Here is a 26,452-nt window from a genome sequence, read left to right on the forward strand (position 1 = left end):
GATGCATTGCTCTCCATGACCGACCGTTCGTCCCTGCTGCCCGCGCTCACGCTGCGGCAAATCCAGTACTTCGTGACGCTCGCGCATGCACGCAGCTTCACGCAGGCCGCGCAATCGCTCGCGCTCACCCAGCCTGCGCTCACCGCGGCGATCCGTCAGATCGAATTTCTGCTCGGCGGTCCGCTGTTCGCGCGTTCCGCGCACCGTCTGACGCTCACGCATGCGGGCGCCAGCGTTTTGCCGCTCGCCGAGCGTCTGCTCAATCAGGCGCGCGGCACGTTCGACGACATGGCGAGCACCTTTGCCGAGCGCGTGCAAACGGTGCGCATCGGACTGATTCCCTCGGCCGCCGCACGTCTTTTGCCGGCACTCGCTTCGCTGCGCGCGCAACGACCGTCGCTGCGCTTCACCCTGAACGATATGCCCAATACGGCGCTGATCGATGCGGTGCGCGAGAGCGCGGTCGACTTCGGCGTCGGCGTACACGAAACCGATACCGCTAACAGCAGCGCCGACAGCGACACCGCCTTGCGTTACGAAACGCTCTTCGAAGACGAGATCGCCGTGGTGCTGCGGCGCGACGATCCGCTCGCGCAGAAGAAGAGCCTCGCCTGGGCAAAACTCGTCGGTCGCGATCTCGCGGCTTTCGTGCGCGGCAGCGTGAGCGACGCCTTGCAGCGCACGGGCGGCGCGGAGGGGCTGCCGTTGACGGTCGCGTATCGCGTGGAATACACCGAGCCGTTGTACGAACTCGTGCGCAACCGTCTGGCTATCGCCGTGTTGCCGAGTCTCTACACCATGCATCTGCACGACGCCGAACTGGTCGCGCTGCGTCTGGACAAACCGCGTGTGGCGCGCTCGATCGCGCTCATCTCGCTGGCGGGCGACGACCGTGGCCCGCACGTGCGCGATTGCCGCGAATGGCTCGCCGCGCACATCTGAGTGCGCGGCGGCCCTGAGCGCGCGAATCACGGCAGCGTGGCGAGCCGCGCGCGCAGGGCGGCGTAAAAGCCGTCCGCGTCGACTTCGGTGATCCACGTCGCGTTCGGCTTGCGGCCGCTGCGGCCGTTCCAGTCCACCACGGTTTCGCCGAGCGTCCATTCGCCGGTCGTTTCGACCATCACGTTCACCTCGCGTCCCTTGAAGAGCGACGGGTCGATCAGGTAGCCGGTCGCGCACGGGTCGTACATCGGGGCTTCTTCCACGCCGCGACGGCCTTTCTGATAAGCCACTTCCGCCGCCATGATGTCGGCGGCCATGGTCGCGCAACGATTCCCCAGCGCGCGGATCGGCGCGATGCGTGCCGGCGTGATGGGTGCTTTCACGGCGACGTCGCGCGGCAACACGACGATCGGCACGCCGCTCGTGAACACGATCTGCGCCGCTTGCGGGTCGACGTAAATATTGAATTCGGCCGCGGGCGTGATATTGCCGCGCTCGAAAAATGCGCCGCCCATCAGCACAATTTCGCGGATGCCGTTGCGGATCTCGGGCGCTTCCGTGAGCGCGGTGGCGAGATTGGTCAGCGGACCGAGCGCGCACAAGGTCACGCTATGCGCCGGCGCCGCGCGCAAGGTGTCGATCAGATAAGCCACGGCGTGCTGCGAGGCGAGCGGCGCAAACGGTTCGTGCAGCGGCACGCCTTCGAGGCCGGTCTTGCCGTGCACGTTGGCGGCGGTGATCAGCTCGCGCATGAGCGGACGCGGACAACCCGCGTACACCGGCAGCGACTGCGTGCGTTCGGCCCAGTCGCGCACGATCCGCGCATTGCGTTCGGTGAGATCGAGCGGCACGTTGCCGGCCACGGTGGTGAGGGCGCGCACGTCGAGACGGTCGGCGGCGCCGAGCGCGAACAGGATCGCGATGGCGTCGTCCTGGCCCGGATCGCAGTCGATGATGACGCTGCGGCGCGCGCCGTTCGATGCAGTTGCGGCCGTGTTGCTTGCAGTATTGCTGACCGCGCCGGCGGTCAGCGGCCAGACGGATGCGCCGGCGGCGAGGCTCGCTGCCGTGCGCAGGAACGCGCGGCGTCCGGTGGTTCGATCGAGGGTCGTGGTCATGGTCAGAAAACGTGGCGCATGCCGAGTGTCGCGATCATCTGACGGATACCCGTGGACTGCGCGTACGCGAAGATTTGCGCATGTTGCGCGTCGCCGGCCGCCTGCTGCGCGATCACCGTGAGCGCGACGTCCGTGCGCTTGGAGAGGAAGTAGTCGGCCTGCAAGTTGACCTGATGCCATTTCGGGCTCGTGTTGATCACGTCGTATTTGCCGTCGGTGAAGGCATATGCCGCGCCGAGAATGAAGGCGGGCGTGACGCGATAGTTCAGGTTCAGGTTGTAGTTCTGCAGATGCAGATGCGAACCGTCCAGATAATCGTAGTGGACATCGGTGAACAATGCCGCGAACTGTGCGGCGCCGACCGTATAGAAGCCGCCCGTGCCGAAAATGCGTTGTTTCTGCGCATATGCAGCGGGATGCAGCGCGCTCTTCGAGAAGATCAGCAGCGACGAAGCGTAGTCGTTCGAGATCGCGCCGTCCTGATTGGTCGGGCTATACGGATTGTTGTACTGCGCGTACACGGCCGCCCATTTCAGCGGACCATGCTCGTAGCCCACGCCGAAGCTGTAGGCGTTGTTGTTGGCGAAACCGGTGGCGTTGCTGAAGCCGTATTCGGCCGTGGCCTTGAGTCCGCGATAGTCGGGCGTCACGTATTTGACGGCGTTCTGCACGCGGATGTCGTTATAGCCGTTGTCGTTGTCGCCGATATTCACGCCGTTGCTGGCGATGATCACCGGGCCCACGTAGTCGTGCACGGTGTCGTACTGACGGCCGAACGTCAAGGTGCCGTACTTCTTGCTCGCGAGTCCCACATAAGCCTGGCGGCCGAATTCGCGGCCGTTCTGCGAGGCGGTGCCGCTCATCACGTTGAAGCCGTTTTCCAGCTGGAAAATCGCCGTCATGCCGCCGCCGAGATCTTCCACGCCCTTCAAACCCCAACGCGGATTCTGGTTGGTGCCCGACAGCGCCTGCCACGCATTCTTGCCGCCCTGATTCGTCGCGTAACCGACACCGGCCGAAATCAGGCCGTACAGCGTCACGCTGCTTTGCGCGTGAGCGGCGCTGGAAAGCGCGCCGACGATCGCGAGAGGGGCGAACTTGAGGAGTTTCATCGTGGTCCAGTAGCGAGAGAGTGAGCGCGAGACATGCGCGTTTTTTCGAATGGGCTCGACTATACGAACTGGACGTCCATAAAAATAATGTTGTTTTCTTATAGTTCTATAAATTTAATCTATTTTATCCTGCTGGCCTCGCTGCAGGCGGCAACCACTGGTGAAACGGCGCGTTTGTCGCGCGGCGCCAGCGGTGTTGCGTGTTTACCTCGGGCCGCGGTTTTTGTTTTTGAGCGCTGTAACCTCTCGCTATAATTTCCATATACGGTTTTATTGTCCATATATGAAACAAACAAGGGCGAAGAACCGTCACCACACAAAACGGCGACCAGAGCGAGAACAAGAACCGATGACCCGACACCTCACCATCAATCTGCGCATTGCGATCACCATTGCGTTTCTCGGTCTGCTGCTGATCGCCACCGGCGCGCTCGGCATTCTCGGCATGGACGAGAGCAACGACGCGCAGCGCGAGGCGTATGCGGTGCATTTTTCGTCGGTGGTGGCGTTGGGCAAGTCGGGCACGGCGATGTCGCGTGCGCGCTTCGGGCTCGACTGGGCGATGAGCAATCCGCACTCGCCGCAACTCGCCGCGCAGCTCGAACGCGCGCGTAGGTTGCTGGCCGACTCCGACAAGTGGTGGAACAGCTTCCGCGCCTTGCCGAAAACGCCCGACCTGCAACGTCTCACGGACGACCTCGACGCGAAGCGCACCGCCGTGCGGCGCGACGGCATCGACAAACTGATCGACGCGATCCGGACCGGCGACGCAAGCTGGATGGACGAAAGCCGCGCGAATCATCTGATCGGCCTGTACACGGCCATGAACGCGAGCCAGGGCGCGCTGGAGGACTATCTGAACCAGCAGGCGAGCGACGCCAACGCGCGCTCGGCCGCGCGGTTCCGCACCTTGCTCACGGCCTGCATCGTCAGCATTCTGCTCGGCCTCACGGTGGCCTTCGTCAGCTGGCGCACGCTGCGTCGCGCGATCATGGCGCCGCTGAACGACGCATTGCGCCAGTTCGACGCCATCGCCGCCGGCGAACTCACGACCCAGGTGCCGATCCGTTCGAACGACGAAATGGCGATGCTGTTGCGCGGTCTGGCGTCGATGCAGGACAAGCTCGGCGCAACGGTCACGACCGTGCGGGCCGGCTCGCATTCCATCGCGTCGTCGACGCAGCAGATCGCGGCCGGCAATCTCGATCTGTCGCAGCGCACCGAAGAGCAGGCGGCGTCGCTCGAACAGACGGCGGCGGCGATGGAGCAGCTCACGTCCACCGTGCAACTGAATGCCGAGAATGCGCATCACGCGAGCGAACTGGCGCGTCGCGCCTCCGAGATGGCCGAGCGCGGACGCACGTCGGTCGGCAGCATGGTCGAGACGATGCGCGTGATTCACGCGGGGTCGTCGAAGATGACCGGCATCATCGGCGCTATCGAAGGCATCGCGTTTCAGACCAATATTCTCGCGCTCAACGCGGCGGTCGAAGCGGCGCGCGCGGGCGAAGAAGGTCGCGGTTTCGCGGTGGTGGCGGGCGAGGTGCGCAGTCTCGCGCAACGCTCGGCGGCCGCGGCCAAGGAAATCGGCGCGCTGATCGCCGAGTCCACCGCGCGCGTGGAAAGCGGCGCGGGCCTCGTCGATCAGGCGGGCGGCACGATGCAGGAAGTGCAGGCGGCGATCGAACGCGTCGCGCGCATCGTGAGCGAAATCGCGGCGGCCTCGAAGGAGCAGAGCGAAGGCATCAAACAGGTGAGTCTCGCCGTCACGCAGATGGACGAGGTCACGCAGCACAATGCGGCGCTCGTCGAGGAAAGCGCGGCAACCGCGAATTCGCTCGCGGATCAGGCGCGCCAGTTGAGCGAACTCACCGCGGCATTCAAGGTGGCGAATCGCGCGGCCGTGCACGAAGCCGCGTTCTGACGCGCGCCTATCCTCGCGAACTGCGGGTCGGCGAGCGTCCTTACGGCCTGTAATGGCATCGTTGCCGGGCGCGGGGCGATTCGGTATGGTGGACTATCGATCCTTCCATAGAGACTGCGCATGTCGTCCGACGCCCTTCAAGTTTCAACGCCGATTCGTTCCGATGTCCTGATTGTCGGCGCGGGTCCGGTGGGTCTGTTCGCCGCGTTCGAAGCGGGCGTGATCGGGCTGTCGTGCCAGATCGTGGATGCGCTCGACAAGGTGGGCGGCCAGTGCATGGAGCTTTATCCCGACAAGCCCATCTACGATATTCCCGCCATTCCGTCCTGTACCGCGCGCGAACTGGTCGAGCGTCTCATGACGCAATGCAAGCCGTTCGACGTGCCGATCCATCTCGAACAGCGCGTGGAGTCGGTCGAGCAGCGCGACGACGGCCGCTGGACTGTGCAGACCGATCGCGGCCTCGTGTTCGATGTCGCGGCAATCCTGCTGGCGGCGGGCAACGGCGCGTTCGTGCCGCAACGTCTCGCGCTGGCCGAAGCCGTGCCGCTGGAGTCGCGTCACGTGCATTACAGCGTGCAGCGTCTGGCCGATTTCGCGGACAAAAACGTGGTGGTGGCCGGTGGCGGCGATTCCGCGCTCGACTGGGCGCTCGCCTTGCGCAAGGTGGCGCGTCGCGTGACGCTCGTGCATCGGCGCAACGGCTTCAGCGCGGCGAATTCGAGTGTCGATCAGATGCGTCGTGCCGTGGAGGCGGGCGAGATGGACTTCGTGGTCGGCGCGATTTCAGCGCTCGGCGTCGAGGACGATGCGCTGAAGGCGCTGACGTTACGGCAGATCGAAGGCGAAACGCAACTCGCGGCCGAGCAACTCGTGGTGCTGTACGGGCTCGTGGCCGATCTGGGTCCAATCGCCAGATGGGATCTCTCGATTCACGGCGGCCGTGTCGATGTCGACACATCGAATTACGAAAGCTCGCGCGCCGGCATTTTTGCGGTCGGCGATATCGCCAACTATCCGAACAAGCAGAAGCTCATTCTGTCGGGTTTTCACGAGGCTTCGCTGGCGCTGCGCAAAGCGTATGGCTACGCGTATCCCGAGAAGAAACGCGTCCACGTCCATTCGAGTTACGACGCGAAACTGGCGGAGAAAGTCGCGGCAACCGAGTGATGTAATAAGTGACGTAATGAGTGACGTGTCGGGGCGTTTGCCGGGCTTTGCAGATCCCGTTAAGGCCCGGCCCGATCGGTAGATCGTCGGCCGGGCTCGTGACTGAAAACGCGGTTTGCTGTCAGCCGAAGTCGGTCAACTATCGACCGCGCATCCGCTTATTTTGCCGCGCCGCTGGCCGCGGCCGCGCTCGCGGCCTTGTCTTTCTTCTTGGCCTCGTGGTGGCCGATCGCGCAGCCGGCTGCCGCGCCCGCGACGCCGTGATCCCCGGCCACATGGCCCGTCACTCCGCCAACCGCGGCGCCCTTGGTGCAGCCTTCGGCCTGGGCGGCCGTGTTGACGAGTGCGAGCGCCGAAGCGAGTGCGAGGGTAGTGAGCGTTCTGTTCAATTCAAACTCCTTGGTGGTTTTCGACGAGAGTGAATACGGCGTAGCAATCCGGAGGCCCGGTCGGGAAAAAACGATTGCATGGCGGCGACGGCAGGCTGGCGGCATCATGGGCGAGCACATCGGCTGAATGAAAGCGGCGAGCGCGGTGTATGCTTTTAGTCGGAACCCACGATGAATCGAACCATGAACGAGCTTGACGTCTCCCCAGCCGGCGAAAACGGCGAGCCAGCCCGCGCGCAGGCAACGCCGGACGTGCCCCTGGCGGCCGCGTTGCAATCGGCAGCGGGGACACCGACGGAGGCCGCCGGGCAATCCGTTTCGCTGCCTGTTTCGGAGCCCGCGGCTTTACAGTCTTCTTCACCACCTTCCGCGCCGCAGACCTCGTTGCGGGCCGCCGCAGAAACAAGCACGCAGACAACCACGCAGCCGGCGGGTACGCCCGTCGCCGTCGATTACGAGTCGCTGGTTCAATCCATCGGCGACTACGCGATCTTTTTGCTCAATGCCACGGGCCATATCGTCAGCTGGAATGTCGGCGCGCAGAAGCTCAACGGTTACGCGCCGCACGAGATCATCGGTCAGCACTTCTCGCGCTTCTATACCGACGAAGCCGTGGCGCGCGCGTGGCCGGCCTACGAGTTGCAGCAGGCGTCGCTCACCGGCCGTTTCGAAGACGAAGGCTGGCGCGTGCGTAAAGACGGCTCGACTTACTGGTCGAATGTCGTCATCACGTCGATTCGCAACCAGGCCGGCATTCTCACCGGCTTCGCCAAGATCACGCGCGATCTGACCGCCGAGCGCGCCTATGTCGAAGCGCTGCGGCAAAGCGAAGAACGCTTCCGTCTGCTGGTGGACTGCGTGAAAGACTACGCGATCTTCATGCTCGATCCGGACGGCTATATCGTGAGCTGGAATGCGGGCGCGGCGCGTATCAAAGGCTATACGCGCGACGAGATCATCGGTCAGCATTTCTCGCGCTTCTACGTGCCCGAAGAGGCCGCGGCCGGCAAGCCCGCGCGCGAACTCGCGATTGCCCGGCAACTCGGTCACGTCGAAGACGAAGGCTGGCGCGTGCGCAAGGACGGCAAGACGTTCTGGGCCAATGTCGTCATCACTGCGGTGCACGACGAATCGAACCGCCTGCGCGGTTTCGCCAAGGTCACGCGCGATCTGTCGGAGCGGCGGCAACGCGAGGAACTCGAACGTTCCGGCGACCGCATGCGCAAGTTTCTTGCGACGCTCGCCCACGAGTTGCGCAATCCGCTGGCGCCCGTGCGCAACGCGGTCGGCGTCATGCAACTCGAAACGGGGCTGAGTTCCACGCTGGCGCGTTCACGCGACCTGATCGATCGTCAGGTCACGCACATCACGCGTCTCGTGGACGATCTGCTCGACGTGGGCCGCATCATGTCCGACAAGGTCGACCTGCGCCGGGCGCGGATCGATCTGAACGAAGTGCTGGCGCGCGCCATCGAAGCCGCGCGACCCTTCACCGATTCGCGCGAACAACGCGTCGAGGTACATATGCCGGTTGAACCGATGGTAGTGGATGGCGACATGACGCGCCTCGTGCAGGTCGTGCAAAACCTGTTGCATAACGCGTCGAAGTTTTCTCCGGTGCGTGGGCGAATCGAAGTGTCCGGCCGGGTCGATCATCGCGTCGCGGTGATCGAGGTACGCGACTTCGGTCGCGGCATTTCCATGCGGTCGCTCGATTCGATTTTCGAACTGTTCGCACAGGAGAAGGAAGGGCAGGACCCAGGCGAAGGCGGCCTCGGTATTGGTCTGACGTTGTGCAAATCGCTGGTGGAAATGCACGGCGGCAGCATTCTCGCCACGAGCGACGGCGTCGGACACGGCAGCGCGTTTACCTTCACGGTGCCGCTCGCCGCGGCGCCCGCCGACAACCCCGAGGCCGACACCGGCGCGCCGTCCGCGGTCGATACGCCGCTGCGCATTCTGCTGGTGGACGACAATCGCGATTCCGCGGACAGCCTCGCCATGCTGCTCGAACTCAAGGGCCACGAGGTGCGCATCGCCTACGACGGCATGCAGGCCGTGGACCTCGCGCCGCGCGTGGTGCCCCATCTCGCCATCGTCGATATCGCGATGCCGAAGATGGACGGTTACGCGACGCTCGCGGCCTTGCGCGAAATGCCCGCGCTCGCCGACACGCTGTACGCCGCCATGACCGGCTTCGGTCAATCGAGCGACCGTCAGCGCACCCAGGAAGCCGGCTTTCACACGCATCTGGTCAAGCCGGTCGAATTCTCCCTGCTCGAAGCCTTGCTCGCCGAAGTCGAGGCGCGGCGTAGGCAGCGCGGTCTCAACTAAGGCTCGTCCACGGCGCTTATCCACGGCGAGATTCAGTAGCGTGATTTAGAAGCGCGACTTGGAAGCGACGCAGGCGCCGCTCACTCCGCAATTTGCGGTGATCCCGTTCGCTTTTTCCTTTCTGCTTCCCGTTCGGTAAGCGGCGTGCACAAGGCACGCCGCTTGCTGAATTTCTGCGCAGGCACCGCGGCTACCGAGTCCGCCGGCCTGAAGTCGAACAGGTGCAGGGAGGCAGAATGCTCGATATGGATGATCGTGCGGCCGGCGTCGGCATGCCGATGCACAGGCCAATTCCGGCGTCAGGTGCGCGCGGCAGCGGCAAAGTGGGTCTGCGTGATGCGCAGCTTCCGTCTGGAGTCGCGCCGACAGCCGCTTCGCTCCAACGTTTTCTCGACGACGCGATATTCGCAGCCGAGGCGCACGCAACCGCACCTGCATCTGCGGCCACAGCGCTCGGCGCGATGCTCGAGGCGCTGATCGAACGCGGCTACGACCGCGCGCCGTTCATGCCGCTGCCGGGCGACGGCGACACGACAGCGCGCTGGGCGACCCTCGCTGCGGTGGCCGCGCGCGATCTCGGGCTCGTCAAACTGTTCGAAGGTCATACCGATGCGCTCGCCATTCTCGCGGAGTTGCGTGGGCCGACGCCGCCCGCCGGCAGTCGCTGGGGCGTGTGGGCCGCCGAGCCGCCCGACGCGCGCGTGCAGGCGACGCTCGCCGGCGCCGTCGCGTCCCCGATGCAAAAATTGACGCTGAACGGCACCAAATCCTGGTGCTCCGGCGCGAGCGTGCTGAGTCACGCGCTCGTCACCGTGTGGTTAAGCGATGGAACGGATAGTGGAGCCAACCGCGAACCCATGCTCGCCGCGGTGGCGCTCGATGATCCGTCGATCTCGATCGACACATCCGCATGGCAAGCCGTCGGCATGCAGGCGACCGCCAGCGCCGACGTCAGCTTTGCCGATACGCCCGCGACGCTGATCGGCGGCGCGCACGCATATGTGCGGCGTCCCGGTTTCTGGCACGGCGGCGCGGGCATCGCGGCCTGCTGGTTCGGCGCGGCCGCGCAGATCGGCGAGATGCTGCTGGATGCGTCGGCGCAACGCGCGGACGCGCATCGTCTGGCGCATCTCGGCGCAGTGGATGTCGCGCTATCGGGGGCGGCCGCGCTGCTGCGCGAAACCGCCGCGCTGATCGACGCGCATCCGCGAGCCGATTTGCAGCGCGAATGCGTGCGCGCGCGTCTTGCGGTGGAAGAGGCCGCGAGCGCCGTCATGACGCACGCGACGCGTACGCTCGGCGCGGGACCGTTGTGCCGCGACGCGCGTTTTGCCCGCTTGCTCGCGGATTTGCCGGTGTTTCTGCGGCAGAGTCACGCGGAACGCGATCTCGCGGGACTCGGCGAGTCGGTCGTGCAAAAGCATCGGGCCGACGTGGGCGACGCGGCCGACGCGGACCATCCATGGACGCTCGGGCAACGCAGGGAGGGCCGCTGATATGTCATCCGCCGTGATCTACATCGACGAGCTTTACCGTAACAGCGACGATCCCTGGCATCTGCGCGAAGGCTGGTACGAGCATCGAAAGCGGGCGTTGACGCTGGCGTTGCTGCCGCGTCCGCGGTATCGCAATGCGTTCGAACCGGGTTGCGCGAACGGCGAGCTGACTGCGGCGCTCGCACCGCGTTGCGACATGCTGCTCGCCGTCGATCTGCACGAAACGGCGGTAAGTCTCGCGCGCGAACGGGTGGCCGATCTGCCGCAGGTGCGCGTCGAGCAACGCATGGTGCCGCTCGAATGGCCCACGGATACCGGGCCGTTCGATCTGATCGTGATCAGCGAATTCGCGTATTACCTGGACGCCGCCGACCTCGAAACTTTGGCGGCGCGCATCAGTGCATCGTTGACGCCGGACGGCACCTTGCTCGCCTGTCACTGGCGGCGTCCGTTTGCCGAGGCGCTCGAATCCGCCGACGCCGCGCATGCGCTGTTCGACGAGCGCTGCGGTTTGTCGCGTCTTGCGCATCACGACGAGCCCGATCTGCTGATCGACGTCTGGTCGCGCGATGCGCGCTCGGTGGCGCAACGCGAGGGGCTTCTATGATCGGCGTGATCGTTCCTGCCCATAACGAAGAGGGTCTGCTCGCGCCGTGTCTGGCCGCGTTGATCGAGGCGTCGCGTCACGCCGACCTGGCGGGCGAGGCAGTGCGCATCGTCGTCGTGCTCGATGCGTGCACGGATTTTTCGGGCGCCATTGCGCGGGCTTACGGTGTCGAGACGCTCGACGTCGAGGCGCGCAACGTCGGCGTGGCACGCGGCACGGGCGCCGATTTTCTGCTCGCCGACAGCGCCCGTTGGCTTGCATTCACGGACGCCGATAGCCGTGTGTCGCCCGCGTGGCTGGTCGCGCAACTGGCGCTCGATGCCGACGCCGTATGCGGCTCGATCGCCGTCGACGACTGGGACTGGCGCACGCATCCCGAGAACGTGCGCGAATATTTTCGCAAGACCTACGTCGATGCCGACGGGCATCGGCACATACACGGCGCGAATCTCGGCGTGTGCGCCGAGGCCTATCGTCGCGCGGGAGGTTTTCCGCCGCTCACGTGCAGCGAAGATGTCGCGCTCGTCGATCGTCTGATCGCGACCGGCGCGCGCATTGCATGGAGTGCCGCGCCGCGCGTGACGACCAGTGCGCGCACGGCGGTGCGGGCACACGGCGGTTTCGGCGACACGCTCTCGGCATGGGCGACAGCGGTCTGAGCCGATCCTAGCCGCGTCCGCCGCGCGAAATCTCTTCGCCGGCACTGCGCGGCATGCGCAGCGTCACGGGAATCGACGCGAACGAGCAGAGACCGACCACGAGGAACGCAGGCCAGAAATCGGACCACGTGAGCGCCGGATGACCGTTCAGAACGCGCGAAATCTGCAGCGCGATCCCGCCGATCGTCACGCCCAGGCCGAGCGACATCTGCTGCACGACGCTGCCGAGACTCGTGGCGCGACCCACGTCGCGGCTGGCGATTTCGGCGTAGGTCAGCGAATTCAGACTGGTGAACTGCAGGGCAGGGAAGAAGCCGCCGAGCAGCACCACGACCCAGATGATCCAGGTCGGCGTGCCGGGAAAGAACAGGCCGCAGGCGGCGATCGATATGCCCGAGAGCGCGGCATTGACCACCAGCACCGAACGGAAGCCGAACCGGTGCAGCACGCGCGATGCGATCGTGCGCATGAACATGCCGCCGAACGCGGACGCGCAGGTGATCAGGCCGGACTGGAACGCGCTCATGCCGTGACCTTCCTGCAGCATCAGCGGCAACAGGAACGGCAGCGCGCCGAGGCCGATGCGAAAGAGCGATCCGCCCAGCACGCTCGCCTGGAACGTCGGCACCTTGAAGAAACGCAGATCGAGCAGCGGCAGTTTCACGCGCTGCGCGTAAGCCACGTAGAGCGCGAGCAGCACCGCGCCGCAGGCGCACATGCCGAAGGCGTCGCGATTCGAGATCAGCTCGCCGCCCACCAGTGAAAGACCCAGCAGAAGCAGTACCGCGCCCGCCGCCGACAGCAGGAACCCGATCCAGTCGAGCGGGCCGGGGTCCGGTTCGCGCGTGTTGGCGATGTAGCGGTTGGTCAGATAGATACCGAGCATGCCGATCGGCACGTTGATGAAAAAGATCAGACGCCAGTGCAGATACGTGGTGATGAAGCCGCCGAGCAGCGGACCGGCGGCTGGCCCGAGCATCGCGGGTACGCTCAGGTAATTCATCGCGCGGATGAAATCGGCTTTGTCGACAACACGGAAAATGATGATGCGCCCGACCGGCACCATCATCGCGCCTCCCACGCCCTGCACGAAGCGGGCGAGCGTGAAGGTTGCCAGTGAATTCGACGCGGCGCACAGCAGCGAACCGGTCACGAAAATGCCGATTGCCGTGCGGAACACCGTGCGCGCGCCGAAACGGTCGGCGAGCCAGCCGCACACCGGAATGAAGACGCCCAGCCCGAGCACGTAGCTCGTCACCGCAATCTTGAGCGTGACCGGATCGCGCCCGAAGTCGCGGGCCATGGCCGGCAAGGCGGTGACGATCACGTTCGCGTCGACGCTTTCCATGAACATCGCGCAGGCGACGATGAGTGGCGCAATCAGGGCTTTCTGCTGGGCAAGCGTCATGGAAGAGCTGCGGCGAAGCGTCGCGGGCGGGAGAGCAAAAAGGGCATTATTGCACCTGTACGGTGCGGATGGTTAATAGCCGCCAGGCTCGGCCCGGCCCTTTTTGGGATTGGGCGCCCGGCGGTCGTGGTTGCGGCGCAACACTTCCCCGGATTATTGATATTTGTTGCGGTGCGACACGAGAAGACTATAATCGGGTTATTGCCTAGGTATAAACCCTATACAGGAAGTCGCCATGAACACCGCAACGAACACCGCCGCCGCCCGTGCCACTCGCGCTACCAGCACCACGTTTTTCGGCAAGCTTCGCGCCTTGGCCCTGCACGCGCTGAACCTGCACCTGCAAAACTGCGCAGTGATCGCCGAAGCGCATCGTCGTCCGAACTAAGCACGGTGGAGCGGGGCGCTGTCCGGTTATCCGGATGTCGCGCCCGCAAAGTCGTGGTCGAAGCTGGAAGTCAGACGTCGGTTAGACGTCAGCGAACGGGCATTTCAAACACGAGGCAGGTCGTCGTGGCGTGAGCGAACAGCGTGCCGTCGGGTCCGATCAGGCGCGCTTCGGCCGTGGCCAGTTGTCTGCCGCAATGAATGACCTTGCCTTCGGCGCGCACGCGTTGCACGCGCGGCGTCACGGCTTTGACGTAGTTCACGCTCAGTTCGGCCGTGGTGTAGCCGCGTCCCGGCGGCATCATGGTGTTGGACCGCGCAACCCAGCGCGGAATCGAGCAGCGTTGCGATCCAGCCGCCATGCACGGTGCCGAGCGGATTCAGATGCTGCGCGAGCGGCGTCCCCTGAAACACTGCCCGCCCGGCCTCGGCTTCGACAATCAGAAAGTCCAGCGTACCGGCGATCGCCGCATAGGGCAGTTCGCCGTCAAGCATGGCCTGCATCACGTCGAGGCCGGTCTTTCCCGCTACCTGAGCGGGCGTCGCGACACCCGGCCCCGGCCCGGCTTCGATCTTCGCCAGCACTTCCCGTTCGCGCGCGAGCCAGCGTTCGAGTTGCTGGCCCGGCTGATCGTCGGCTGGCTGTTCAAGTTGAGCTGCGTTCGTCAATCCGTCTCTCCTGTTGTTCTGCTGGATCTGGTGTCCGATGGTTGCATCGTCATCGATTAAAGCACCAAAGCCTCGAACACGCAGGCGAGCCGGTGAGCAGACCCGATGGTCCGCGCGATCGGTCAGTGTCGGCTGATCCTCCATTCCGCCACGCGTACGACAGCGGGCCGGCGCATTTTCGTCGCCCGAGCGGAAAGCGCGCTCACCAGCAGCGCACTGGCCACGATTCCCACGAGATACACCCCAGCCATCAGCCAATCCAGTTCCGCCATGATCCTTCTCCATCGAGTGCAAATAACGCGTAACGACAACACGAAAACTCAACTGCTATAGCTCTCGATTACGGCGCGCCAATGCAAATCTTGACCCGGCAAAACCCGGTTTAAAACGGGGCGCGAAAAAAATCGCACGACGCAATCTCTGTCTCGCGATCCGCGATTAGCGTTTAAACTCCAGCCCCCGTTTGACGCGTTGTTCCCGATGCGAAAAGGTTGCGTCGACCCGTAATTTCGACCGTTTTCGCGAAACGCGGCCACTCATTGCGATGACCTGCTTTTTTATCTGCGCGAAATCGCTCGGATAAACCCTGCAATATCCCTGCGCGTGTCAACCTTTTTAACAGTCTGCCGTTATCCGTTTGTAATCGCCTGATTGGGGCGACGCCGTGACAGACGACCCGTCGTCACGACAGCACTAAGCAAGGCCGCATCGACCATGTTCCACCGAGTTCACAATAAATTCGACCAGCTGAGCGCGCGCTACGACCGTGTATCGAAAGCGCTCGGCAGCCGGGGCATCCTCTCGCCGTTGCTCGCGCTCGTCATTTGCGCGCTGTTGCTGGTCGTCCTGCAACATCTCTCGCAAGCGGTCGACTACCGTTCGGTGATCCGCCAGCTGCGCAATCTGTCGGTCGTGGAATGGAGCGCGGCGCTCGGCGCAACGGCGCTCAGCTACGTCGCGCTCGTCGGCCGCGACGCGGTCGGCCTGCGTTATCTCGGTGCTGTCGTGCCGCGCGCGGCGTTGTGGATCGGCGCGACGGCGGGCTCGGCGCTCGGCAACGCGACCGGTTTCGGCGCCTTGACGGGCGGCGCGGTGCGCGCGCGCGTCTATGGCGTGGCCAGCGTCACGCCGGCCCAGATCGGCCGCATGACGGTTTTCACGAGCGTCTCGCTGGCACTCGCGCTGGTGCTGATGACGGCGCTCGGCATGGTGTGCGCCGCCGATCCGCTCGCGCGCATGCTGCATCTCGCACCGCTGACGCTCGGTCTGATCGGCGCGGCGCTGCTCGTCGCACTCGGCGTCATGGCCGCGGCATGCCGCAGCGAAACCCGCCCGATCCGCACGCGCTGGCAGTGGCTTTCTTTCGATATTCCCGCGCGTCGCGACCTGCTCGCGCAGATCGCGCTCGCCGTGCTCGACGTGGTGGCGGCCGGCCTCGCGTTGTGGGCCTTGCTGCCGCATGCGGACGTGAGCTTCGTGACCTTCATCACCGTGTATGCGGCGGCCATGCTGCTCGGCATGATTGGTCACACGCCCGGCGGCGTCGGCGTATTCGAGGCCGCCATGGTATTCACGCTGAACGGCAGCGTGCATACGCACGAAATGGTTGCCGCGCTGCTCGCTTATCGCGCGATCTATTTCGGTGTCCCGCTGATCGTCTCAGCCGGCCTGCTGGCCGGTTTCGAAGGACGCGCGCTGAAAAGCCGTCTGCCGTTGCGTCACGCGGCGGGCGCATCGAAACTCGCGCCGCTGTTCCTGAGCCTCGTCACGTTCGTGGTGGGCGGCATGCTGGTGATCTCCAGCGCCACGCCCGCGTTCTGGCAACGTCTGCACGTATTGCGCGACGTGCTGCCGCTGTGGGTGCTCGAAAGCTCGCAGATGCTGTGCAGCGTGCTCGGCGTGGCGCTGCTGTTCGTCGCGCGCGGCCTGTTGCGCCGGCTCGACGCCGCATGGTGGATGACCTTGCTGCTCGCGGTGCTGAGCCTCGCGTTGTCGCTGACCAAAGGGCTCGCCTTCGTCGAAGCGGGCGTGCTGTGCATGCTGATCGCGCTGCTGTTGTCCACGCGCCGGCGTTTCAACCGGCACTCGTCGCTGTTTGCCGAGCGCTTCACGGCGGGCTGGCTGGTGTCGGTGGCGATGGTGCTGATGCTGGCGGTGTGGGTGATGCTGTTCGCTTTCCGCGACGTGCCCTATACGCGCGACCTGTGGTGGCAATTCGCCTTCGACGAACGCGCGCCGCGCGCCTTGCGGGCGACGCTCGCCGCGAGTCTCTTCGCCGCGACCTTCGCGTTCTGGCAACTGCTGCGTCCGGCGCCGGGCCGCTTCGTCAAGCCGCCCGCCGAGGATCTGCTCGACGCCGCGCACATCGTGCGCGCCCAGGAGCGCAGCGATGCCGGCCTCGCCTTGATGGGCGACAAGAGCTTCCTGTTCTCCGAGTCACGCAAGGCGTTTCTGATGTACGCGAAGTACGGCCGCACATGGGCGGCGCTGCACGATCCGGTCGGTCCGCGTGAAGAGTGGGCGGCGCTGATCGGCAAGTTCGTCGCGCTCGCGCATGCGCATGGCGGCCGCGCGGCGTTCTATCAGGTGCGGGCCAACGCCTTGCCGCTTTATCTCGACGCCGGCCTCACGCTGATGAAACTCGGCGAGGAAGCCCACGTGGCGCTCGACGATTTCGACCTCAAGGGTTCGCACCGCGCGCATCTTCGTTACGCACTCAAGCGCGGTGAGCGCGACGGCTTCACCGTCGAAGTGATCGATCAGGCGAACGTGCCGGCTTCGCTCGACACGCTGCGCGAGATTTCGGACGGCTGGCTGGATAGCCGCGACGCGCGCGAGAAGAGCTTCTCGGTGGCCGCGTTCACCGACGAATACCTCGCCGCGCAATCCGTCATGCTGGTGCGCCAGAACGGCGAGCCGGCCGCCTTCGTCACCTTCATGACGACCGATCTGAATACCGAAGCCACCGTGGGCGTGATGCGTCACGTGGAAAGCGCTTCGCCGTATGCGATGGAATATCTCTTCACGCAACTGGCGCTGCATCTGAAGCAGGCGGGATTCCGCTCGCTGAGTCTCGGCATCGCGCCGCTTTCGGGCATGCAGCCGACGCCGCTCGCGTCGCGCTGGCACCGTCTGGCCGGCATCGTGTGGCGCTTCGGCGGCCGCTTCTATAACTTCCGCGGACTGCGAGCCTTCAAGAGCAAGTTCCAGCCGCATTGGGAGCCGCGCTATCTCGCGGCGTCGGGCTCGGTAGGCGTGTTCTTCACGCTGGCCGACCTGTCATTGCTGGCGGGAGGCCGGCGTTCATGACCTTGCAACTGTTTTTCCGGCGCGCCGTTGCGGCGAGCCTTGCTTTCGCCGCGCTCGGCGGCATGTCCGGCGGCGCCACGGCGCTGGCGGCAACGGCTAACACCGCCGGCGCGCTCAATACCAGCACCGTGGCCGGCGGCCGTTACGGCGATGTCGCCGTCACGCAGCCGGTGGGACCGTTGCGCGGCTTCGTGGTGCTGTACTCGCAGGCCTCCGGCTGGAGTGCGGCCGATCAGCAAAGCGCGGACGCGCTCGCGAAGTCCGGTGCGATGGTGGTCGGCGTGGATACGGCGCGCTACGCGAGCAACCTCGCCGCGAAAAGCGAAGCCTGCCATCAACTGGTGGGCGACGCCGAGGCCTTGAGCCATCAGCTCGAACGTCAGTCGCAATCGAGCCGCTACTTTGCACCGATCGTCGCCGGCACGGGGCAGGGTGCGACGCTTGCGGTGCGCGTGCTGGAACAGGCGCCGTCGAACACGATCGCGGGCGCCGTCTCGGTGGATGCGCAACGCGACCTCGATCCGCGTTTCGCGCCGTGTCCGCCGGACCCGACCATCATCCGCGACAAGGTGCCGGGCTTCCTCGACAAGACCAGCACCGGCAACGGCGATCGCGCGCGACTCGTCGCACTGGTGTCGCCGCATCTGCAAACGCTCTCCACCAGCGACGACGACGTCTCCGATCTGCCCTTGATCGAATTGCCGGCGGCGCATCCCAACGGCCTCATGGCGATCGTGATTTCCGGCGACGGCGGCTGGCGCGACCTCGACAAGACCATCGCGCAAGCCTTGCAGAAAGACGGCGTGTCGGTGGTCGGCTGGGACAGTCTGCGTTATTTCTGGAGCGAGAAGCCGCCCGCGCAGACCAGCCGCGATCTCGCCCGCGTCATGCAGACCTACGGCGCGCGCTGGCACGCCGAGCACATTGCGCTGGTCGGCTACTCGTTCGGCGCGGACGTCATGCCGTTCGCCTATAACCGTCTGCCGGAGACGCTGCGCAGCAAGGTTTCGCTGATCGCGCTGCTCGGCTTCGCGCCCGACGCGGATTTCCAGATCCGCGTGGGCGGCTGGCTCGGCATGCCGGCCAGCGACAAGGCGCTCAAGGTCCGCCCCGAACTGAACCGCGTGCCGCCCGCCATCGTGCAATGCTTCTACGGCGAGAACGAGAAGGACACGCTGTGCCCGGCATTGACGAATAGCGGCGTCGAGGTGATTCGCACCGGCGGCGACCATCACTTCGGCGGCGACTACAACGCGCTGGAGCGGCACATTTTGAGCGCGTTCAAAAAGCAGAGCGGCGTGCGCGACTAGCCACGCCCGGCAGGGCGGGCCACTTCTTCCCGCGCACGGCGGGACGGCCCGGCTTTTGACAATTGTCGGTTGAGAGCGGTATCGCACATATGCGGACCTTGCCGGCTTTTATGATTCTTACCAACTGTTGATGACGTTCTCATGCGGTCCCGTCTTCCGTCAGACGGAACCGCAGTCGTCCGCAAACCTGTCTGTGACATCTCCTGCGATAACGTAGCGCGCCATCGGGTAGCACCGACGCCCGGCAGCGCGCATGGCATGAACGCCGGCCTTCCCGCCAGCGCATCGTGCCGGCGTGACGCTGTGCGCAATGCCCACATGGTTCGAGGCCGCGAATGCTGGATTCCTTTTTCTTCGACACTGCCGCGCGCGAGCCGGACCGCCCCGCGCTATGGGTCGACGAACGTCTGTTCAGCTATGCCGAGCTGGCCGCGCGAGCGCAGCGGGTCGCCGCGGGCGTGACGGCGGCGCTGGCCGCCATGCCGCGCGATTTGCAACCCGGCATGCAGTTGGACATGCCGTTGAGCGCGCAACCGGACGTGCCAGCCGACACACCGCAGGCCGCGCGTTGTCTGCTGTTCGCGCATCGCAGCGTGGCGGCCTATGCGGGTCTGCTCGGCATTCTCGAAGCCGGCTGCGCCTACGTGCCGCTCAATCCGACCGTGCCTGCCGTGCGCATCGCCGCGGTGATCGAGCAATCGGGCGCGGACCTGCTGCTGGTGGATCGCCGTTGCGCGCCGCTGCTCGACGAAGTGGTGCCGTTGCTCGATGCGTGTCCGCGTATCTTCATGCTCGACGATGCCGACGCTGATGCCGCCATATTCGAACGACTGCCGCTGACGTCGGACCCTGCGCCGCATGTAACTCGCGCGCCCGGCGATCTCGCCTATATCCTCTTCACGTCGGGATCGACCGGCGCGCCCAAGGGCGTGCCGATCTCGCATGCGAACGCCGAGGCCTACGTCGACGCACAACTGCGCCACTTCGAACGTCTGCCGGACGCGCGCTATATCCAGTTTTGCGAGCTCACGTTCGATCCCTCGGTGCACGACATGTTCGTGTGCTGGGCGAACGGCGCCTGCCTGTACGTGCCGAAAACCGTCGAGCCGATTTATAACGCCGCGTTCATCAAGCAACATGGCATCACGCACTGGAACAGCGTGCCGTCGGTCGCCGCTTTCATGCAGCAGTTCCGCAAGCTGCCGGCCGATGGTTTTCCGACTCTGCGTATGACGGTGTTCGGCGGCGAACCGTTGTCCCGTTTCGTCGTTCAGGCGTGGCTGCGTGCCGCGCCTCACACGCGGATTATGAATCTGTATGGACCGACCGAGACCACGGTCGGCTGTGCGCAATTCGAGGTCACGCAGGCTTTCGCCGACGATCCGGCGCATGCGGTGATGCCGCTAGGTCATGCATTGCCCGGCATGGAACTGCTGATCGTGGACGCCGATCTCGAACCGGTTGCGCCCGGCGAAAGCGGTGAATTGCTGATCGGCGGTCCGCAGGTGGCGCCCGGTTATCTGTCGCCGAACGAGGCCGGCAATCGCCGCTTCGTGTCGCGAACCTACGCGGGTTGCTGGTCGCAGCGCTGGTATCGCAGCGCCGACGCAGCGCGCGAAGTCGAAGGGCAGGGCATCGTGTTTCAGGGCCGGCTCGATTCGCAGGTCAAGATTCGCGGCAACCGCATCGAACTCGAAGAAGTCGAGCACGTCGTGCAGGATTGCAGTCGCGCGGCGTTGTGCGCGGTGATCGCGTGGCCGGTGGACGACGCAGGCCGCGCGGGCGGCCTGATCGCCTTCGTGACGTCGCCCCAAGGCGACCATGTGCAGATCCTGCAGGCGTGCCGCCAACGGCTGCCGGTGTATGCCGTGCCGCAACGCATCGTGTCGCTCGATGCGTTGCCACTCAATGTCAATGGAAAAATCGACAGGAAAGCCCTTGCGCTGCAATGCGTGAGCGGCGATACGGTTGCGTGAAGTCGATAGAAAAAGATGTTTCGGATGACTGAATAGTTGTGCCTGTTAGGCAAATAAATCGGGGAATAAGATGAAAGATCATGTGCGCCGTATTCTGCAGGAAACCGCATGTCTGGACGTGCCGGTCGATACGCTGAACGATAGCGACGATCTCTACGCAGCGGGTCTCTCGTCTCTCGGCACGGTCCGGGTGATGATGGCGATCGAGGAATATTTCGACATCGAAATTCCCGGCGAGCTGATTACTCACGAGATGTTTCAAAGCATCGACGCATTGGCCGCCGTGATCGGCCAGGTCGCGCCGGAAGAATCGCTTGCGCCGCGAACTTGATACGGCACCGCGACTTTCGATGATGGCTAATCCCTCTACCATGCGGCCGGTCATCTTCGACGGCTGCTTTGGATGGCTGCATCAGCCGCTCGCCGCCCAGCCGTCGATGGGCGTGGTGCTGTGCAGTCCATTCGGTTACGACGCGTTATGCGCGCATCGCGGCTGGCGCGAATTCGCCGAGGCGCTCGCCGCGCGCGGCATGCCGGTGGTGCGCTTCGACTATCCCGGCACCGGCGATTCGAGCGGCAGCGAAGACGATCCGGCGCGCCTGCGCGCATGGATCGACAGCATCAAGGCCGCGGCCGCCTTGTTGCGCGCGAAGACCGGCGTCACCCGGCTCACCTTGTGCGGGCTGCGCCTCGGCGCGACGCTCGCGGCGCTCGCCGCTGAAGAAATGGAAGAGATCGAGAATCTGGTGCTGCTGCTGCCCGCCACGTCGGGCAAGAGCTACGCGCGCGAACTCGACCTCGCGCATCAAAGCTGGTTGCGCACGCAAGCAGGCATCGAAGGTATCGAGGGCGTCGGGAGCAGCCACGATACGGAGAAGGCGAAGACGGTCGGCGCGCATGGTTTCCGTCTCTATCCGGATACGCTCGCTACGCTCGCCGATGTCGATCTGGAGCGGCGCACGCAGCGTCCGGCGCAGCGCGTGCTGATCCAGGACCTCGGTGAAGGCGCGCGCATCAAGCGTCTCGCTGCGCGTTATCAGACTCTCGGCGCGCACGCCGAACTGCAGATTTACGGCGAATACAGCAAGTTTCTGATCGACCCGCATTACAGCGTGCCGCCTCGCAACGCATTCGACAGCGTGCTCGAATGGCTCGGCGCAAGCGCCGTCGAGGCGGGCGAACCGGCGGCGGAAATTCTCGCGTGCGCGCCGGGCGCGCGCATCGATTTTGCCGACGGACGCGAGACGCCGGTGATATTCGGCGGCGGCCGCTACGTGGGCATTTATTGTCAGCCGAGGCGTGCGCTCGACGGCGTACCGGCCGTGCTGTTCGTCAACACGGGCGGCGTGCATCGCGTCGGCGACGGCCGCGTGGCCGTGTTGATGGCGCGGCGTCTCGCGGCGCAAGGCATCGCGTCGTTGCGCATGGATCTCGGCGGCCTCGGCGACAGCGTCCGGCTCGCGCAGGATCAAACGCTCGACATGGTCTACTCGGGACCGGCGCTCGCGGATGCGAAAGCCGGCATCGACTGGCTGGTCGCGGCCGGGCACGCGAAGGCCGTGATGTTCGGCGTCTGTACGGGCGCGTATGTCGCGATTCATACGGCGCTCACGCATTCGGCGGTGGTGGGGTGCGCTGCCGTGAATCTGCCGTTCTTCGTGTGGGGAAGCGCGGCGAGCCGGCCCGGCGCGCGTCCGGTGGCGTCGAAGGGCGTCTACCGGCTGTCGATCCGCAATCCGCGCAAGTGGCTGCGCCTGCTCACGGGTCGTGCGAACGGCACGGCCATCACCGCCGAATTCGTGCGGCGCATGATCGTGCGTGCCGGTGTGCGTGTGAACGCGGCGGTCGAGTACCTGATGGGCCAGTCGACGCCGCGTGGCGCGATACGCCGGCTCGCGCTGGAACTGGACCGCAAGGGCGTGCAGACCTCGCTGATGTACGGTCCGCTCGACGAAGGCCGCGACGAGCTGGAGATGTATTTCGGCCGTGACGGCAACGAACTCGGCAAGCTGAAGAACGTCGATGCGAAAGTGATCGCCAAGGTCGATCACGCGCTGTTTTCGCAGGTGGCGCGCGACGCGATCATGCTTCAGTTCGAGCAGTTCCTGCGCGAACGGGTGCTGAGCGCGCGACGCGAAACCGTCGTGCAAACTGCCGGGCTGTGCGTGGCGGAAGTGCAGCAGCCCTGAGATTTCGTCGTGTTTTCAGGGCTTTTCGCTTCTCAGCGCGGCTGCGCACGTCGCGGCACGGCGTGTCGTCGGGGATTGACAAAGCGGAGCAAGTCGACGAAGATCGACTCCATGAACTGCCTCGACATCCGTATTGCGCTGATTATTAGCACCATTCATCGAATGGTGGGTTAGCGCGCGTCTGAGAGTAGTCAACAATCAACCCGCCCCACAAGGCGGGTTTTTTTATGTCCGCCTGCTGGAGCCTGTTGCCGATTCATCTTGCCGCACAGGAGCCTGTCTTGCTGCTACACGAACTCAACCCGCTTGCCGCCGAAGCCGCCGACAGCGTGGCATTGCGACACGACTACCTCAAGAAAACCCTGACCGCGCGCGTCTACGACGTGGCTCGCGAGACCGAACTCGAACGCGCGCCGAACCTGTCGGCGCGGCTGCGCAATCCGGTCTATCTGAAGCGCGAGGACAACCAGCCGGTGTTCTCGTTCAAACTGCGCGGCGCGTACAACAAGATGGCGCACATCCCGGCCGACGCGCTCGCGCGTGGCGTGATTACCGCCTCGGCGGGCAATCACGCGCAGGGCGTGGCGCTGTCGGCGGCGCGCATGGGCGTGAAGGCGATCATCGTCGTGCCGGTCACCACGCCGCAGGTGAAGGTGGACGCCGTGCGCGCCCACGGTGGACCGACCGTCGAGGTGGTGCAGTTCGGCGAGTCGTACAGCGACGCCTACGGGCACGCCGTGCAATTACAGGAACAGCGCGGCCTGACCTTCGTGCATCCGTTCGACGATCCGTACGTGATCGCCGGTCAGGGCACGGTGGCGATGGAAATCCTGAGCCAGCATCAGGGTCCGATTCACGCGATCTTCGTGCCGATCGGCGGCGGCGGACTCGCGGCCGGCATCGCGGCCTACGTCAAATCGGTGCGTCCGGAGATCAAGGTGATCGGCGTGCAGACCGACGACTCGTGCGCGATGGCCGCCTCGCTCAAAGCGGGCGAGCGCGTCACGCTCAACGAGGTCGGCCTGTTCTCGGACGGCACGGCGGTGAAACTCGTCGGCGAGGAAACCTTCCGGCTGTGCAGCGAATATCTCGACGACGTGCTGCTCGTGAACACCGACGCCCTGTGCGCCGCGATCAAGGACGTCTTCCAGGACACGCGCAGCGTGCTGGAGCCGGCCGGCGCGCTGGCCGTTGCGGGCGCCAAGCAGTATGCCGAGCGCGAAGGCATCGAGGACCAGACGCTGATCGCGATCACCTCGGGCGCGAACATGAATTTCGACCGCATGCGTTTCGTCGCCGAGCGCGCGGAAGTGGGCGAGGCGCGCGAGGCGGTGTTCGCCGTGACGATTCCCGAAGAGCGCGGCAGCTTCCGGCGTTTCTGCGAACTGGTGGGCACGCGCAGCGTCACCGAATTCAACTACCGCATTGCAGACGCGCATTCCGCCCAACTTTTCGTGGGCGTGCAGATCCGCAATCGCAGCGAGTCGGCGCAGATTGCGGGCGCGTTCGAGGCGCACGGTTTCGCCACCGTCGATCTGACTTTCGACGAATTGTCGAAGCAACATATCCGCTACATGGTGGGTGGACGCTCGCCGCTCGCGCACGACGAACGTCTGTTCCGTTTCGAGTTTCCCGAGCGGCCAGGCGCACTGATGAAATTCCTCTCGTCGATGGCGCCGAACTGGAACATCAGCCTGTTCCATTACCGCAACCAGGGCGCGGATTACAGCTCGATTCTGGTGGGCATTCAGGTGCCGGAAAGCGAGAACAGCGAGTTCGAACGGTTTCGCGCCACGCTCGGTTATCCGCACTGGGAAGAGACGCACAATCCGGTTTACCGGTTGTTTCTCGCGTAGTTTTTTACTCGCGAAGCGAGCGAGTCGGACCACGCTGAACCATGCATCGCGTCGGGGTTTACCTTGACGCGATGCCTCGCCCTCGCAAGCCGCACGATCCGCACAAAACGTCGCCAGGGCTTTCGGGACGCGGCTTCCGGCAATCTGAGCGGCGCGCGGCCAGCAATCTGTCGGCGAGCTTTATCTCAAAACTAGATATCGCCTATCCGTCATATCGCGTTGCGCGATACAGACGGCTTTCGTCACACTGAGTGCAAATCAATCGCCGCATTCAGGAGACAAACCATGCGCACCCAAGTCGGCATCATCGGTGCCGGGCCGGCAGGCCTGCTTCTTTCCCATCTTCTCCATTTGCGCGGCATCGACTCCGTCGTGCTCGAATCGCGCACGCGCGAACAGATCGAATCTACCATCCGCGCGGGCGTGCTTGAACAGGGCACCATGGACCTGCTGACCGAGGCGGGCGTCGGCGCACGCATGAAAGCCGAGGGCGCGCTGCATCATGGTTTCGAACTGGCCTTCGAGGGCAAGCGCCGCCGCATCGATCTGACGGGGCTCACGGGACATTCGATCACGGTGTACGCGCAGCACGAGGTCATCAAGGATCTCGTCGCGGCGCGCGTCGCCGCACGCGGTGAACTGCGTTTCGGCGTGTCGGATACCTCGATTCACGACATCGATACGGCCACGCCTTCGATCCGCTATCGTCACGACGGCGAGGAGCGCGAGTTGCAATGCGACTTCGTGATCGGCTGCGACGGCTCGCAAGGCGTCTCGCGCGCGGCGATTCCGCAGGCGCTGCGCAACGACTACGAACGCATCTACCCGTTCGGATGGTTCGGCATCCTATGCGAAGGGCCGCCGTCGTCCGACGAACTGATCTACGCGCGGCACGATCGCGGTTTCGCGCTCGTCAGCACGCGTTCGGCGAACGTGCAACGCATGTATTTTCAGTGCGATCCGAAAGATTCCGTGGAAAACTGGTCCGACGATCGTATCTGGGCGGAACTGCACGCGCGTGTCGATTCGCATGACGGCCAGAAAGTCGTGGACGGCAAGATCTTCCAGAAAAACATCGTGGGGATGCGCAGTTTCGTGTCGGCGACCATGCAGCACGGCCGGCTCTTTCTGGCCGGCGACGCGGCGCATATCGTGCCGCCGACCGGCGCAAAGGGCATGAACCTCGCAGTCGCGGATGTGCGCGTGCTCACTCAGGCACTCGGCGCGTTCTACGCCGACAATCGCAGCGATCTGCTGGACAGTTACAGCGAAACCGCGCTCAAGCGAATCTGGCGCGCGGAGCATTTCTCGTACTGGATGACGAGCATGATGCATCGCATCGAAGGAGCGTCGCCGTTCGAGCAACGCCTGCAGGTCGCAGAACTGGAATACGTGACGACTTCGCGCGCGGCGGCTACCGCGATGGCGGAAAACTACGTCGGTATTGCGGCAGTGTGACACCCGCGCACGTTGTCGCGCATTGTATTTCCAGCAGCAACACTGAATTCGGGTTATGAGGATTTATCCGGACGCGCCGGCCTTCTAGACTGTACTCACTGCTGCGTTTCAACCGGAACGCAGCGCTGAAGGCGCAACG

General features: G+C 64.8%; 20 protein-coding genes and 1 pseudogene. 15 read left to right on the forward strand and 6 right to left on the reverse strand.

Going from position 1 to position 26,452, the window contains the following annotated elements; all coding sequences use genetic code 11:
- The first annotated feature begins 15 nt into the window (after positions 1 to 15).
- Positions 16 to 942, forward strand: a complete 927-nt coding sequence (locus tag P3T18_RS23045) for a LysR family transcriptional regulator (RefSeq protein WP_429302275.1) — start codon at positions 16 to 18, stop codon at positions 940 to 942.
- Positions 943 to 968: 26 nt separating this feature from the next.
- On the opposite strand, the gene P3T18_RS23050 is transcribed toward P3T18_RS23045, so the two are convergent.
- Together P3T18_RS23050 and P3T18_RS23055 are read right to left on the reverse strand one after the other, a co-directional pair.
- Complete coding sequence (locus P3T18_RS23050) at positions 969 to 2,060, reverse strand: nucleoside hydrolase (protein ID WP_429302276.1); 1,092 nt, start codon at positions 2,058 to 2,060, stop codon at positions 969 to 971.
- 2 nt (positions 2,061 to 2,062) lie between these two features.
- Positions 2,063 to 3,172, reverse strand: a complete 1,110-nt coding sequence (locus P3T18_RS23055; protein WP_429302277.1) for a porin — start codon at positions 3,170 to 3,172, stop codon at positions 2,063 to 2,065.
- 349 nt (positions 3,173 to 3,521) lie between these two features.
- On the opposite strand from P3T18_RS23055, the gene P3T18_RS23060 reads away from it, so the two are divergent.
- Positions 3,522 to 5,096 (forward strand): methyl-accepting chemotaxis protein, encoded by a 1,575-nt coding sequence (locus P3T18_RS23060; RefSeq protein WP_429302278.1) that lies wholly within the window; start codon positions 3,522 to 3,524, stop codon positions 5,094 to 5,096.
- 120 nt (positions 5,097 to 5,216) lie between these two features.
- The gene (locus P3T18_RS23065; RefSeq protein ID WP_429302279.1) at positions 5,217 to 6,266 is read left to right on the forward strand and encodes an NAD(P)/FAD-dependent oxidoreductase; all 1,050 of its coding nucleotides are present in this window, start codon (positions 5,217 to 5,219) and stop codon (positions 6,264 to 6,266) included.
- A gap of 158 nt (positions 6,267 to 6,424) precedes the next feature.
- Here P3T18_RS23065 and P3T18_RS23070 read toward each other — a convergent pair whose 3' ends face one another.
- Entirely contained in the window at positions 6,425 to 6,655 is a 231-nt protein-coding gene (locus tag P3T18_RS23070) for a hypothetical protein (RefSeq protein ID WP_429302280.1), read from the reverse strand.
- A 183-nt stretch (positions 6,656 to 6,838) separates the two neighbouring features.
- Here P3T18_RS23070 and P3T18_RS23075 point away from each other — a divergent pair, with 183 nt between their 5' ends.
- The 4 genes from P3T18_RS23075 (at position 6,839) to P3T18_RS23090 (ending at position 11,751) form a co-directional block, all read left to right on the forward strand.
- Positions 6,839 to 8,989, forward strand: a complete 2,151-nt coding sequence (locus P3T18_RS23075) for a PAS domain S-box protein (protein WP_429302281.1) — start codon at positions 6,839 to 6,841, stop codon at positions 8,987 to 8,989.
- 236 nt (positions 8,990 to 9,225) lie between these two features.
- Positions 9,226 to 10,485: an acyl-CoA dehydrogenase gene (locus P3T18_RS23080; protein WP_429302282.1), complete on the forward strand. Its 1,260-nt coding sequence runs from the start codon at positions 9,226 to 9,228 to the stop codon at positions 10,483 to 10,485.
- Between the two features lies 1 nt (position 10,486).
- On the forward strand, positions 10,487 to 11,092 hold the full coding sequence (locus P3T18_RS23085) for an SAM-dependent methyltransferase (protein ID WP_429302283.1): 606 nt from the start codon (positions 10,487 to 10,489) through the stop codon (positions 11,090 to 11,092).
- Positions 11,089 to 11,751 carry a glycosyltransferase gene (locus P3T18_RS23090; RefSeq protein WP_429302284.1) on the forward strand — a complete coding sequence of 221 codons (663 nt, stop codon included), beginning with the start codon at positions 11,089 to 11,091 and terminating at the stop codon, positions 11,749 to 11,751. The genes P3T18_RS23085 and P3T18_RS23090 overlap by 4 nt, the downstream gene beginning before the upstream one ends.
- 7 nt (positions 11,752 to 11,758) lie before the next feature.
- Here P3T18_RS23090 and P3T18_RS23095 read toward each other — a convergent pair whose 3' ends face one another.
- Complete coding sequence (locus P3T18_RS23095; RefSeq protein WP_429302285.1) at positions 11,759 to 13,159, reverse strand: MFS transporter; 1,401 nt, start codon at positions 13,157 to 13,159, stop codon at positions 11,759 to 11,761.
- 235 nt (positions 13,160 to 13,394) lie between these two features.
- Here P3T18_RS23095 and P3T18_RS23100 point away from each other — a divergent pair, with 235 nt between their 5' ends.
- Positions 13,395 to 13,547: a hypothetical protein gene (locus P3T18_RS23100; RefSeq protein WP_429302286.1), complete on the forward strand. Its 153-nt coding sequence runs from the start codon at positions 13,395 to 13,397 to the stop codon at positions 13,545 to 13,547.
- Between the two features lie 88 nt (positions 13,548 to 13,635).
- Here P3T18_RS23100 and P3T18_RS23105 read toward each other — a convergent pair.
- A pseudogene (locus P3T18_RS23105) lies at positions 13,636 to 14,215 on the reverse strand (PaaI family thioesterase).
- 122 nt (positions 14,216 to 14,337) lie between these two features.
- A complete protein-coding gene (locus P3T18_RS23110; RefSeq protein WP_429302287.1) occupies positions 14,338 to 14,487 on the reverse strand; it encodes a hypothetical protein in 150 nt (49 codons plus the stop codon).
- A 442-nt stretch (positions 14,488 to 14,929) separates the two neighbouring features.
- Here P3T18_RS23110 and mprF point away from each other — a divergent pair, with 442 nt between their 5' ends.
- The 7 genes from mprF (at position 14,930) to P3T18_RS23145 (ending at position 26,313) form a co-directional block, all read left to right on the forward strand.
- Positions 14,930 to 17,524, forward strand: a complete 2,595-nt coding sequence (gene mprF, locus P3T18_RS23115; protein WP_429302288.1) for a bifunctional lysylphosphatidylglycerol flippase/synthetase MprF — start codon at positions 14,930 to 14,932, stop codon at positions 17,522 to 17,524.
- Positions 17,521 to 18,834, forward strand: coding sequence for a virulence factor family protein (locus tag P3T18_RS23120; protein ID WP_429302289.1), 1,314 nt, complete (start codon positions 17,521 to 17,523; stop codon positions 18,832 to 18,834). The genes mprF and P3T18_RS23120 overlap by 4 nt, the downstream gene beginning before the upstream one ends.
- A gap of 335 nt (positions 18,835 to 19,169) precedes the next feature.
- Positions 19,170 to 20,810 carry an amino acid adenylation domain-containing protein gene (locus P3T18_RS23125; protein ID WP_429302290.1) on the forward strand — a complete coding sequence of 547 codons (1,641 nt, stop codon included), beginning with the start codon at positions 19,170 to 19,172 and terminating at the stop codon, positions 20,808 to 20,810.
- Positions 20,811 to 20,880: 70 nt separating this feature from the next.
- Positions 20,881 to 21,141, forward strand: a complete 261-nt coding sequence (locus tag P3T18_RS23130) for an acyl carrier protein (protein WP_429302291.1) — start codon at positions 20,881 to 20,883, stop codon at positions 21,139 to 21,141.
- A 19-nt stretch (positions 21,142 to 21,160) separates the two neighbouring features.
- Positions 21,161 to 22,999 (forward strand): alpha/beta fold hydrolase, encoded by a 1,839-nt coding sequence (locus P3T18_RS23135; RefSeq protein WP_429302292.1) that lies wholly within the window; start codon positions 21,161 to 21,163, stop codon positions 22,997 to 22,999.
- Between the two features lie 281 nt (positions 23,000 to 23,280).
- Positions 23,281 to 24,855 (forward strand): threonine ammonia-lyase, biosynthetic, encoded by a 1,575-nt coding sequence (gene ilvA, locus P3T18_RS23140; protein ID WP_429302293.1) that lies wholly within the window; start codon positions 23,281 to 23,283, stop codon positions 24,853 to 24,855.
- Positions 24,856 to 25,140: 285 nt separating this feature from the next.
- On the forward strand, positions 25,141 to 26,313 hold the full coding sequence (locus P3T18_RS23145; protein WP_429302294.1) for a 4-hydroxybenzoate 3-monooxygenase: 1,173 nt from the start codon (positions 25,141 to 25,143) through the stop codon (positions 26,311 to 26,313).
- Positions 26,314 to 26,452 lie beyond the last annotated feature (139 nt).

Source organism: Paraburkholderia sp. GAS199 (assembly GCF_050436585.1).
In the GTDB taxonomy this organism is placed as follows: domain Bacteria; phylum Pseudomonadota; class Gammaproteobacteria; order Burkholderiales; family Burkholderiaceae; genus Paraburkholderia.